The organism is Acinetobacter chengduensis, from assembly GCF_003664645.1.
Taxonomy (GTDB): domain Bacteria; phylum Pseudomonadota; class Gammaproteobacteria; order Pseudomonadales; family Moraxellaceae; genus Acinetobacter; species Acinetobacter chengduensis.
Window position 1 is genome coordinate 141,996 of record NZ_RCHC01000003.1, and the last position, 13,680, is coordinate 155,675.

Annotated in this window: 7 protein-coding genes; 3 read left to right on the forward strand and 4 right to left on the reverse strand. The window is 40.7% G+C overall.

The window, feature by feature from the left end:
- Positions 1–177: 177 nt before the first annotated feature.
- From mfd to aspA, 3 genes are all read right to left on the reverse strand, one after another.
- Entirely contained in the window at positions 178–3,636 is a 3,459-nt protein-coding gene (gene mfd, locus D9K81_RS03855) for a transcription-repair coupling factor (protein WP_120373318.1), read from the reverse strand.
- Between the two features lie 119 nt (positions 3,637–3,755).
- Complete coding sequence (locus D9K81_RS03860; protein WP_120373319.1) at positions 3,756–4,127, reverse strand: hypothetical protein; 372 nt, start codon at positions 4,125–4,127, stop codon at positions 3,756–3,758.
- A 292-nt stretch (positions 4,128–4,419) separates the two neighbouring features.
- Positions 4,420–5,862, reverse strand: coding sequence for an aspartate ammonia-lyase (gene aspA / locus D9K81_RS03865; protein WP_120373320.1), 1,443 nt, complete (start codon positions 5,860–5,862; stop codon positions 4,420–4,422).
- A gap of 458 nt (positions 5,863–6,320) precedes the next feature.
- Between aspA and putP the strand changes: the two genes are divergently transcribed.
- Positions 6,321–7,835: a sodium/proline symporter PutP gene (gene putP / locus D9K81_RS03870; RefSeq protein WP_120373321.1), complete on the forward strand. Its 1,515-nt coding sequence runs from the start codon at positions 6,321–6,323 to the stop codon at positions 7,833–7,835.
- Between the two features lie 58 nt (positions 7,836–7,893).
- Here the strand turns inward: putP and D9K81_RS03875 are convergent, their stop codons facing one another.
- Positions 7,894–8,388: an Lrp/AsnC ligand binding domain-containing protein gene (locus D9K81_RS03875; protein WP_120373322.1), complete on the reverse strand. Its 495-nt coding sequence runs from the start codon at positions 8,386–8,388 to the stop codon at positions 7,894–7,896.
- A 122-nt stretch (positions 8,389–8,510) separates the two neighbouring features.
- Here D9K81_RS03875 and putA point away from each other — a divergent pair, with 122 nt between their 5' ends.
- Together putA and trmA are read left to right on the forward strand one after the other, a co-directional pair.
- Positions 8,511–12,269 (forward strand): trifunctional transcriptional regulator/proline dehydrogenase/L-glutamate gamma-semialdehyde dehydrogenase, encoded by a 3,759-nt coding sequence (gene putA / locus D9K81_RS03880; RefSeq protein WP_121523115.1) that lies wholly within the window; start codon positions 8,511–8,513, stop codon positions 12,267–12,269.
- Between the two features lie 177 nt (positions 12,270–12,446).
- The gene (trmA, locus tag D9K81_RS03885; protein WP_120373324.1) at positions 12,447–13,532 is read left to right on the forward strand and encodes a tRNA (uridine(54)-C5)-methyltransferase TrmA; all 1,086 of its coding nucleotides are present in this window, start codon (positions 12,447–12,449) and stop codon (positions 13,530–13,532) included.
- The last annotated feature ends 148 nt before the right edge of the window (positions 13,533–13,680 follow it).

Below are 13,680 nucleotides of genomic sequence, written 5' to 3' on the forward strand. Positions count from 1 at the left end.
GGTGTGAAAATTATAGGCTATGTGTTTCAGTACAAATAACTTAGATTTGCTTTGAAGCAAGTCACACTTTTAACTTTAATAAATTTCTCCAAAAAATCAAGTATTTCTTTGTACATACAAATAGCATACTCGCATTTTTTGGAGAATATTCATATAAATATTTTCATGTATCTGTGATCAATTCAACTCTTTCAATAGACTGTCTAGTAAATCGTTTATAAACTGTATTCGCTTCTCATATTCTTCTAACATCACCATCACCTTTAAGCGTTGCCCACCTTCCATACGGAAGAAAGTTGGATGCTTTTGCATCATTTGAATGATGCTAATCGCCTGTACAGGTGTATCTGGCGAAAATTCGATGTTCCCACCATGTCCACCAATATCAATTTTAGTGATACCTAACTGCTCTGCTTTTAGGCGCACTTGATGTACGGCAAATAACTGCTTGACGGGCTGTGGCGGAATACCAAAACGATCAATCAATTCCATACGAATATTATCTAATTTATCGCGTGAATCTGTATTACTGATGCGCTTATAAAACAGTAAGCGTTGGTGGACATCTCCCAGATATTCATCTGGAATTAACGCGGGCATGTGTAAAGAAATTTCTGCAGTCAAAGATAACGGTGCATCAAAGTTTGGTGTTTTGCCTTTTTGAATGGCTTTGGTCGCTTTTTCCAACATTTCCATATACAGGCTATAACCGATGGCTTGCATCGAGCCACTTTGTTGTTCGCCTAGTAAATCTCCCGCACCACGGATTTCTAAATCTTCCGTGGCCAACATAAAGCCTGCTCCTAAATTGGCAGCACGGCTAATTGCATCTAAACGCTTCTCTGCATCACCTTTAAGGCCTTTAATGGATGGAACCATTAAATAGGCATACGCTTGATGATGTGAACGACCCACACGACCACGCAATTGATGTAATTGGGCCAACCCCAGTTTGTCTGCACGTTCAATTAAAATGGTATTGGCATTGGGTACATCAATACCGGTCTCAATGATGGTTGAACATACCAACACATTATATTCTTTATGATAGAACTGCTGCATGACCTGTTCTAATTCACGTTCACGCATTTGACCATGTGCGACAGCTACACGTGCTTCGGGTACTAAACAACGAATGGTTTCTGCACAGCGCTCAATCGTATCTACTTCATTATGTAGAAAATACACCTGACCACCACGGAGCAATTCACGCAAAATTGCTTCTTTAATCGCATCATCTGTATGCTCTTGTACAAAAGTTTTAACAGCTAAACGTCGCGCTGGTGGCGTGGCAATAATAGATAAATCGCGCATACCACTAAATGCCATATTGAGCGTTCTTGGAATAGGTGTAGCAGTCAATGTCAGCATGTCTACATCAGCACGCATTGCTTTAATGCGCTCTTTATCACGCACACCAAAACGGTGCTCTTCGTCCACAATCATGAGACCCAATTGCTGGAATTGCACATTTTCTTGCAAAATTTTATGTGTCCCAATCACGATATCAACTTTGCCTTCAGCCAAATCCTCTATGGTTTTGGTATGCGCTTTAGATGATCCAAATCGTGAAAGGACTTCTATACGTACAGGCCAATCAGCAAAGCGATCTTTAAACGACTCATAATGTTGTTGTGCGAGCAATGTTGTCGGCACCAACACTGCAACTTGTTTATTGTTTTGCACGGCGACAAAAGCAGCTCGCATTGCCACTTCAGTTTTACCAAAGCCAACGTCACCACAGACCAATCGATCCATTGGCTTTGCCAATTGCATATCGTGTAGTGTTGCCTCAATTGCATTGGCCTGATCGAGTGTTTCTTCATAAGCAAAACCACTGGCAAACTGCATATACATACTGTGATCAAGCTCAAAACCAAACCCTGGCTTCGCTTGGCGACGTGCTTGAATATGTAATAACTCAGCAGCCACATCATGTATTTGCTCTAATGCTTTACGTTTTGCTTTGCTCCACGTATCAGTTCCAAGCTTATGTAATGGCGCCAAATCTGGATCGCCACCACTATAACGGCTAATCAAATGCAGATGCGTTACAGGTACATATACTTTGGCTGCATCTGCATAATCTAGCTGTAAAAATTCATGATCTTGCTCATCAATACTAAGTGTCACCAGTCCCGCATAACGCCCCACGCCATGATCGATATGTACAACAGGCGCACCCAAGTTAAGTTCAGTTAAACTGCGAATTAAAAATTCTTCAGAAACTTCTTGCTGGCGTTTACGTCGACGCTGTACCACGCGGTGCTCATAAAGCTGATTCTCTGAAATCACACTGAGCGTATTCGTGAGTAACAAACCACGCTCTAAAGGAGCATTGGTAATTGCTACAGCATGCATAGATGCAACAAAATCTTCGAAATCTTCAACAGTTGGAATATTGCCTAAACTTGGACGTAACGCATCCTTTAATGTTTCACGTCGACCTGCACTTTCTGCTACCAATAAAACAGGATGATTCGCTTCATCAATATATTTTTTAACTTCTGTAAAAGGCTTTTCACGTTTTGGATCAACCGCCAAGCGTGGGGGCGCTTCGGCAACAATATTGACTACGCCGGCCTTTTCATCAAAAACGTCTTGTGAAGCAATCACACGACCAAACCGATTGAGTTGCTCAAATACTTGGTTAGGCGATAAGAACAAATGCTCAGGCGCTAAAATTGGTTGATCTACATTATGTCGGCGGTCTTTATAACGACGTTGTACTTCAGTCCAAAATTGGATTAAACCATCATCCAAATGCGAATCTGTAATGACAATGCCATTCTGAGGTAAGTACGATGTTAGGCAAGATTGAGTCTGAATGGCTTCCGCACTAAAAAATAACGGAAAATAAAACTCAAGCCCTGGCGAGGCAATACCATCCAATACATCCTGATAAATTGGATTCTTTTTAGGATTGGCTGTTGGAAATTGTTCTGCATAACGATCACGAAATACGGCGCGACCTTCTTTTAATGGAAATTCTTTTGCAGGAAGTACGGTAAAGTTTTTTAAAGTTTCTGTAGTGCGCTGAGTTTCTGGATCAAAGAATTTGAGTGTGTCGATCTCATCATCAAACAAATCAATCCGAATCGGTGAAGTTTGCCCAGACGCATAAATATCCATAATACTGCCACGAACAGCGAATTCACCATGATCATAAACCGTATCAACCAAGTGATAGCCTGCTTGGACTAAACGTGTTTTTTGTTTTTCTAAGTCAAATTTTTGACCCACTTGAATATCAAAGTGTTCGCCTAATACCCAAGAACTCGGTGCAACACGCTGTGCCAGTGTAGATGCTGAAATTAACAGCACACCTGAATTTGGCATATTAGATAATATTGCTAAACGCTCAGAGACAATATCTTGATGTGGCGATAAGCGATCATAAGGAAGAATTTCCCAATCTGGGAAGATGGTTGGTTTTATGCCATAAAACTCAAGCTCACTTTCCAACTGCCCCAAATGCTGATTATTACGCGCAACAATAATGAACAGCTGTTGATGCTGTTGTGCGATTTCTTTAAAAAGCAGACCCGTCGCTGAGCCTTGCAAATTGCCAATCCAGCGCTTTTCGCCTGCTTTGAGCTGTTTTAAATTGAGTTGAATAATTTCTTGTTGGAACATGTATATAGCTTTAGCGTCTAAACAACATAGCAGTTATTTTAACACGATGCATTTCAACATAATGTGTTTTATCGCATTGCTTTACATGCCTTTACAACTGAATGCGAACTCACGTTGCCTTAGCGCCCTTTTTTCTTATGTTCACGTAAAAAGTTGCGATAGTATTCGCTGAGTACCTGTATTAACTGCTTAAAATCTTGCAAGTTTTCAGCTGTATTTCCCAGCTCAATATTAAAGTTCTGACGGGCTATTTCTAAATCAATTTTTTCATTAATAATCATGCCTGCATTATAAACTGCACCCAAATCATTAAATGAACTCACGCGACGATTAGAAAAGTAATTCAATCTTGCCGATAGCATGTCATTCAGTACCACACCTGCAACAATATATCCCTGTATTTCGTCATATTGTATTTGATGCTGTTCTTTAAAAAGTTGTTCTGCGCTGGGCTCAGAATTTTTAAACAATGAAGTGAGTTTATTGAACATATCGGTGTGTCCATGAGTGACATTTTGAATATTCTAAAATGTTTTATGCATGACAGTGGCCTTATGCTGACAAATTATTTAGCAAAAGCATAGAAATCAACCGTGCCATTAAGCACACCCATGCTTCATTCAAGTTTCTTTCGCTTAAAAATTCGGACGCTTAAAAATTAGAATGTAAAAGCCACCACTTCTCTATACATATTAAAGTGGTGGCTTAGTCAATGAAAATAGCTAAAGCAGTGCAATATCTTTTCTATCAGACGATGTTTCTATTACAAACTATATAGATGTCTTAAGACACGGCAGCCAACTCTGTCAGTCCAGATTCTACTTCTGAGACTAGATTGTTAAATGCAAAAATTTCATCAAGCTGTGCTTGGCTCAATAAATTCTGCTCAAGTACCACTTGTTGAATGGTTTTATTCTCTGCTATACATTGCTTGCCAATTTCATCACACTTGGCATGACCTAAAATGGGGTCTAACAAAGTAACAATACCAACGCTACGCATCACTGCGTCATAGCAAGCCTGCTCATTGGCTTGAATGCCTTGAATACATTTCTGATCTAGGGTTTCAATTGCACGGCATAACAAATCAATCGACTCATTCATAGATACCGCAATCACTGGCTCCATGACATTTAACTGTAACTGCCCCGCTTCGGCCGCCATAGTAACAGCCAAATCATTGCCAATGACTTTAAAAGCTATTTGATTTACGACTTCTGGAATCACTGGATTGATCTTGGCTGGCATAATCGACGAGCCCGCTTGTAGCTCAGGTAAGCGAATTTCTGCAAGTCCCGTACGCGGGCCAGAACTGAGTAGACGTAAATCATTACAAATTTTTGAAAGCTTGACCGCCAATCGCTTGAGTGTACTCGACAATATAATAAATACACCGCAGTCGCTCGTTGCTTCTACATAGTCTTCGGCGCCGACCAAAGGTAAACCCGTGATCTGTTTAAGTGCCTGCACTGTTTCACGTGCATACCCCTTGGGCGTATTCACCCCCGTACCAATGGCAGTTGCACCTAAGTTGATTTCTAACAATAACTGACGAGTATTATCAATTAACTTTAGATCCTCTTTTAATAAAGTCGCAAAAGCTCGGAACTCTTGACCTAAGGTCATGGGCACAGCATCTTGCAATTGTGTACGTCCCATTTTCACCACATATTGGAACTCGATGGCTTTGGCTTGAATGCTGGCAACAATTTTATGTATCGCTACCAACAATTGCTCTAGATGATAAAACACCGCCAATCGTAATGCTGTTGGGTATACATCATTGGTTGATTGCGATTTATTCACATGGTCATTAGGGTGAATATGTGTGTATTCACCTTTATTAAAGCCCATTTTTTCCAAAGCAATATTCGCAATCACTTCATTGCAATTCATATTGATTGACGTCCCTGCACCCCCTTGATACACATCTAAAGGAAATGATGTGCTCCACTGAGCAGGTTGTTCAATCAATTGGTCACATGCAAATTGAATCGCTTCACTCACATCTTGACTCATTTTAGAAAATTTAAAATTCGTTTGTGCCGATGCTTTTTTAACTTGTGCCAATGCGCGAATAAAAGGGAGATTTTCACCGACTTTAGTGGAAGATATTTGGAAGTTTTCCAAGGCTCTTAACGTATGAATGCCATAGTAGCTTTCTGCTGGAACTTCTTTTTGCCCCAACAAATCATGCTCTATTCTTGTTTTAACCAACTGAACCATTGCCACAGTAAATACTCTTCATGAAATGCACTAAAAGTGTGCAACACCAATACTATAAGGACTGCTTTTACGCTCCACAGATGTTTTACTTCATTATGAAACATAAGATTACAACTGTTGAGTCTAAGTAATAATCGTAAAGTTGCGTAAGCTCATCTCATCTATATAAATATTTTTATAATGATTTTCAGTTAGATAGAATTTTGATAAAAATAAGACTCACAAAGATGTGTAGATTTACATCAGAAATAACGCTACTCACCCAAAAATGTAAATTCTTCACCTTTTGTCACTATGTAACCAAAATTACAATGAGTTTCACAAAGCGATAATAATTCTCACCGAAATGTAACAGAGCGTAAATTTTAAACTGTGCTTGAATCAGCACCTCGGTGAAATCGAGCAAAAATTCATCTTAGGAAAGATGGTTAATTGAACAGACAAAGGATGGCATAGCTATGAGCCAACTAAATCCTACGCTAATCACGTTTATATTTTATATTGTGGCAATGATTGGCATTGGATTGTACGCCTACAAGGCTACAACCAACTTTGACGATTACATTTTGGGCGGACGAAGCCTAGGTAGTGTCGTTACCGCACTTTCTGCTGGTGCCTCAGATATGAGTGGCTGGCTACTCATGGGTTTACCTGGTGCAATTTACTTATCTGGCTTGTCCGAGGCATGGATTGCGATCGGTCTGATTATTGGTGCTTGGCTAAACTGGCTCTTGGTTGCAGGTCGACTCCGTGTACACACCGAAGTTCAGCATAATGCACTCACCTTACCCGACTATTTTACCAGCCGTTTTGGCGACTCCAAAAAAATACTACGTATTATTTCAGCAGTAGTTATTTTAATCTTTTTCGCGATTTACTGTGCTTCGGGCATGGTCGCTGGCGCACGTTTATTTGAAAGTTTATTTGGCTGGAACTACACCACTGCCCTTTGGATTGGTGCTGTGGCAACCATCAGCTACGTCTGTATTGGTGGCTTTCTTGCCATCAGTTGGACCGATACCTTCCAAGCAGGCTTAATGATTTTTGCATTACTGCTTGCACCAATTATGACTTACATTGCAATTGGCGATAATGCAGCGCATGTCGGTGCAATTGTAGAATCTGTACGTCCACATGCAAATAATTTGATCTCAGATTTGAGCACTGTTGCTATTTTATCTTCTATGGCATGGGGCTTAGGCTACTTTGGTCAACCCCACATTTTAGTCCGCTTTATGGCAGCAGACTCAGTAAAATCCATTCCTGTTGCACGTCGTATTGGTATGACGTGGATGATTCTTTGTCTTGGAGGTGCGGTAGCGGTAGGTTATATCGGTATTGCGTACTTCCATGCTAATCCAGCACTGTCTGCTTCGGTGACTGCAAACCCTGAAACTATTTTCATGGAATTAACCAAAATCTTGTTTAATCCTTGGGTTGCAGGTGTAATTTTGGCAGCAATCTTAGCTGCTGTGATGAGTACCTTAAGTTGCCAACTTTTAGTGTGTTCAAGCACGCTAACAGAAGATATTTATAAAGCTTTCATCCGTAAAAATGCTTCTCAAAATGAATTGGTTTGGGTTGGGCGTTTGATGGTGATTGCCATCGCAATCCTTGCAATTGTGCTTGCGCTCAACCCTCACAGTAAAGTTTTGGGCTTAGTGGCTTATGCTTGGGCAGGTTTTGGTGCGGCTTTTGGTCCACTCATTATTTTGTCTTTGTTCTGGCGACGTATGACATTAAACGGTGCAATTGCGGGTATGGTTGTTGGCGCTGTAACAGTGATTGTGTGGAAAAACACCATGGCCGCGACTGGTATTTATGAAATTATTCCAGGATTTATTTTCTCAGCTATCAGTATCATCGTGTTTAGTTTACTCAGTAAGGCGCCATCGAAAGACGTTACTGCTCGTTTCGATCAAGCCAACGATTTGTATGAAAAAGAAATGCAAGAGATGAAAGCTGGAAAGTAAATATTCATACAAAATTTAGGGGCCTCGGCCCCTTTTTTGTTCACTGTAAATTATGAAGTTAAGATTTTTTAACAGGTTGTTTTATACTAATTTGGCTGGTTTCTTTAATTACTTCCATCACAGGATAGCTTCTGGTTTCTTTAATCCCCGGAAGTTGCCAAAGCACCTGCCCTGATATTTTTCTAAATTCTTCCATATTGGCACAGCGAATTTTTACCACAAAATCGAATCCACCACTGATCATGTGACATTCAACAATTTCTGGATAATCAATCACAGCATCGGAGAATTCTTCTAGCACATTGGGTGTAGTCTTATCTAATAAAATTTCTACAAAAACCACAAAGCTCTTGTTGAGCATATCTGAATTGAGCTTTGCTTCATAACCTAAGATATAACCATCTTTGGTGAGCTTTTGTACACGCGCCAAAGCCGCCGTAGGTGAAAGATTCACTGCTTCAGCCAGCTTAATATTTGAAATTCGACCATCTTTTTGCAGAATATCCAATATCCTGATATCTGTGCGGTCTAATAGCATAATTGGGTTTGTCATCTGAATTTTTCCCTAAAAATGACACCAAATATAGTGAGTTGTGCAGCATATTTTCTGTGATCATAAATTAAATCCAGTTCAATACTCAATTTAATTTTCTATGTCACAGGATGTTGACTAAAATGTTAGAAGCAACTTCTCCTATCAATACAGATAAATCTACTGATAACAACCCAACGGGTTATATTACCCAATTTGCTCAAAAATCGGAATTTGAGCTTGAAATTAACCGCGCTTGGCGTCGTTCAGAAAGCGAATGCGTTGAAAATTTATTGGCACATAGCCAAATTGATCAAGAACTTTCAGATCGTATTTATCAACTGGCTTTTGATTTAGCACACAGTTTACGTGAGCAAAAAGGCGACTCAGGCAAAGCGGGTATTGTTCAAGGTTTATTGCAAGAGTTTTCACTTTCTTCACAAGAAGGTATTGCGCTCATGTGCCTTGCTGAAGCACTTTTGCGTATTCCAGACAAAGCAACACGTGATTTACTCATTAAAGATAAAATTAACCAAGGCAACTGGAAAGATCATCTTGGGCAAAGTAATTTAATGTTTGTGAATGCTGCCGCGTGGGGCTTGATGCTCACCGGCAAGCTGATGGAAACACCAAAAGCCAATAGTTTGTCGGGCTTACTGACAAGCCTACTCGCACGTAGTGGCCGTGGTGTTATCCGTAAAGCTGTGGACGTTGCTATGCGCATGATGGGCGAGCAATTCGTAACTGGTGAAACAATTAATGAAGCCTTAAAAAATGCAGAGACATTTGAAGACAAAGGCTTTCGCTACTCTTACGATATGTTAGGTGAAGCAGCACTCACAGATCACGATGCCGAACGCTATTATGATGACTATACCAATGCAATTCATGCGATTGGTAAAGCATCTTCAGATAAAAATGTGTATGACGGCCCTGGTATTTCAATTAAGCTTTCCGCATTGCACCCACGCTACCAGCGTTCGCAAATTGACCGTGTGCAAGATGAACTATATCAAAAAGTTTTAAATTTAGCGGTATTGGCCAAACAGTATGACATTGGCTTAAATATTGATGCTGAAGAAACAGAGCGTTTAGAAATTTCATTACAAATGCTCGAACGCTTATGCTTTGAACCTAAGCTCAGCAATTGGAAAGGCATTGGCTTCGTGATTCAAGCCTACCAAAAGCGTTGTTTCTATGTGGTTGACTATGTCATTGATTTGGCAAAACGTAGCCACAAGCGCTTAATGATTCGTTTGGTTAAAGGAGCGTACTGGGACAGCGAAATTAAAAAAGCACAAATTGAAGGTATGGATGAATACCCTGTATTTACCCGTAAAGTTCATACCGATTTGTCTTATATTGCCTGTGCACGCAAACTATTGGCTGCGCCTGATCAAGTTTATCCACAATTTGCCACACACAATGCGCAGACTTTAGCAACCATTTACCATTTGGCAGACCCTTCAAAATATTACGTCGGTCAGTATGAGTTCCAATGCTTACACGGCATGGGTGAACCGCTGTATAAGCAAGTTGTAGGCGACAAAAACAACAATAATTTGGGTGTACCTTGTCGTATTTATGCGCCTGTTGGTAACCATGAAACCTTACTCGCATATCTAGTCCGTCGCTTATTAGAAAATGGCGCAAATACTTCTTTCGTTAATCGTATTGCAGACAAAACTTTAAAAATTGAGGATTTGATTGAAAACCCACGCCAAACAATTGAACAAGCAGCCCAAATTGAAGGTCAAGTTGGCTTAAAGCACCCTGCTATTCCCTATCCAGTCGACCTTTATGGTGCAGATCGTCATAACTCAGCAGGCTTGGACTTGGCCAATGACCGTGACTTATTGGCACTCGATTTGACCGCTCAAGAACTCAGTCAATTTGAATGGCAAGCATCACCAATGGGCGCAGACTTAAACTCAGATGCTGAGACGGTTGTACTTTCAGTGTTAAACCCTGCAAATCATCTAAATTTAGTGGGCCATGTGACTGAAACCAGCCTAGAACAAATTGATCTTGCACTAAGTGCTGCCACCGAAGCTCAAGATGCTTGGAAAAACTTGGCTAAAAATGAACGCGCAGCATGCTTACAACGTGCAGCTGACAGCATGGAAGCTCAGTTACAACCCTTAATGGTTTTACTGTGTCGCGAAAGCGGTAAAACCTACGCGAATGCCATTGCAGAAGTCCGCGAAGCTGTAGATTTCCTACGTTATTATGCTGCTCAGATGATTCATCTTGAAGCTTCTACGCACATAGAGCCACTGGGCACAGTGCTCTGTATTAGCCCTTGGAACTTTCCACTGGCGATTTTCAGTGGTCAAATTGCAGCAGCATTAGTCACTGGTAATACGGTTATTGCAAAACCTGCTGAACAAACCCCACTAATTGCAGCACAAGCCGTGCAAATTTTATGGGATGCTGGCGTCCCTAAAGCGGTATTACAACTGTTACCCGGCCGTGGTGAAACTGTAGGTGCGAAATTAAGTGCCGATGCACGTATTAACGGCATTATGTTTACAGGTTCAACTGAAGTCGCGCGCATCTTGCAAAAAACCGTTGCACAGCGTTTAAGCCTTTCTGGTCAATCCGTACCTTTGATTGCAGAAACGGGTGGCCAAAATGCCATGATCGTCGATTCATCTGCACTCACTGAACAAGTCGTGTTAGACATTGTAAATTCTGCTTATGACAGTGCGGGTCAACGTTGCTCTGCGCTTCGCGTGCTGTGTGTACAAGAAGACAATGCTGAAACAGTTATAACTATGCTTAAAGGTGCCATGAAACAGCTTCAAGTAGGCCGACCTTATTTATTAAGTACAGATATTGGGCCAGTAATAGATCGTGAAGCGAAAGAGATGATTGATCAGCATATTACGCAAATGCGCTCGAAAGGCCATAAAGTACATCAAATCATGCGCAATCATGATAGCGAAGATTTACAGCAAGGGACTTTTGTACTGCCTACCCTCATTGAGCTTCCAAACCTGAATGACTTAAAACGCGAAGTGTTTGGCCCTGTTTTGCATGTCATTACTTACAAATACGGCGAACTTGATCAATTACTTCAGCAGATTAATGACAAAGGTTATGGTCTCACCATGGGCTTACACACACGGATTGATGAAACCATTCAAACCGTCATTCGCCATGCAGAAGTTGGTAACCTCTACATTAATCGTAATATCGTAGGCGCAGTTGTTGGTGTACAGCCTTTTGGTGGCGAAGGTCTTTCAGGAACAGGTCCTAAAGCAGGCGGTCCGATATATATGTACCGCTTGATGCAACATTGCAGTCATAAACAATTGGCAACGCCATACGCAGTTGGGCCAGCCCAAAGCTTGCCAAACCACCAAGACCTGTATGAAGCGTTTAAACAATGGGCAGAAAAAACCTTCCCACAATTTAAACTGCACATTCCAGCAGCCTTTGGTGTGGGTCAAAGTTATGAGTTACAAGGCCCAACGGGTGAAAGTAACCAATATGTTTTACTGCCTCGCCATCGTGTACTCAGCATAGCAGCCCAAGAGCAAGATCAAATTCAACAGTTACTTGCACTCTTTAAAGTCGGTTGCCAACCTACTGTACTGCCAGAAAATACTTTTGTATTGAAATATCTATCACGTATGCCAAAGCCCGTGGCTGATCGTATTGCAGTCGTTGCAGATCTAAAAAATGGACAATTTGATGCCGTACTCTTCCACGGAACGAAGTCTGAACTACTCAGCTTACAACAGCATATTGCCAACCGTGATGGTGCCATCATTGGTATTACCCGATTAGAGCCAGGTCAATATGACATCCCTCTCGAGCGATTTGTCATTGAACGTGCAATTAGCATTAACACCGCTGCAGCGGGTGGTAATGCTAGCCTCATGACCATGAGCTAACCCTATCCAGGCTTCCTCAGAGCAAGGATCACCGAAGTTGTATTCGTACGGCTTCGGTTTTTTATTACAACACTTCATGCCTAGAGTTTCTTGCAACATTTTTAGAATAATTTGACCCTTCAAGTTCAAACTTTGTTACCATCCCTGTTTTGAACATACATGTGATTTTTTCTGTATATGACTTCTTCTTATCAGCAACAACTTGATGCAAAAGTTGAGCGTATTTCAGCGCAATTTGCCGAATTTAATCCCCCTTCATTAGAAGTATTTGACTCACCTGAGCAAAACTTTCGCATGCGTGCAGAATTCCGTATTTGGCATCGTAAAGAAGGCGGTATGTTCTATGCAATGTTTGAACGTACTGAAGATGACAAGAAAAAAGTTGTAGAGATTAAAGAGTTCCCAATTGCAGATCAAAGCATTAATGACTTAATGCCGAAGCTACTTAAAGCATTGGAAGCAGACCCAATGCTGTCTGCACGTTTATTCCAAGTCGATTTCCTCGCAACGCTCAGTGGTGAAATGCTGGTGTCTTTACTCTACCATCGTAAGCTAGAACCAGAATGGGAAGTTGCAGCTAAAGCTTTGGCCAAAGAACTCAATATTCAACTAATTGGCCGTTGCCGTGGTCAAAAGTTTGTTTTGGAAAATGAATTTGTGGTAGAAGAATTACAAGTATTCGATCGCCAATATAAATACAAACAAATTGAAAATAGCTTTACCCAACCAAATGCAAAAGTGTGTCAAAAAATGCTGGAATGGGCATGTAATGTTGCTCAGCAATCCGATAAAGACTTACTCGAGCTTTACTGTGGTAACGGTAACTTTACCCTACCATTGGCTTCGCACTTTAACCGTGTATTAGCCACAGAATTAGCAAAATCATCTGTATATGCCGCACAATGGAATATCGAGCAAAATGGTGTAGATAATATTCAAGTTGCTCGCCTATCTGCTGAAGACTTTACGCAAGCCTATAATGGCGAACGTGAATTCCGTCGCTTACAAGAAGCTAATATTGATATTTCAACGTATGACTTCGATACCGTATTTGTAGATCCACCACGTGCAGGTATTGACGATGAAACATTAAAACTGATTCAACGCTTCGAACGTATTATTTATATTTCATGCAACCCTGATACCCTACATGACAATTTAAAAACCTTGTCAAAAACCCACAAAGTGACCAAGTTCGCAATGTTCGATCAATTCCCGTATACACATCATGTAGAATCTGGTGTTTTACTTGAAAAGATTTAAACAAATTATTTCATGTCATAAATAGATAACAAAAAGAGCTTAGCATTAAGCTCTTTTTTATTACTTAAAAATAAAGAAGTTAAAATATACAAGCCCACAACCATTTCTTTATTTCGTTCATCTTCATGAGATCAATCGGAAAATCTAG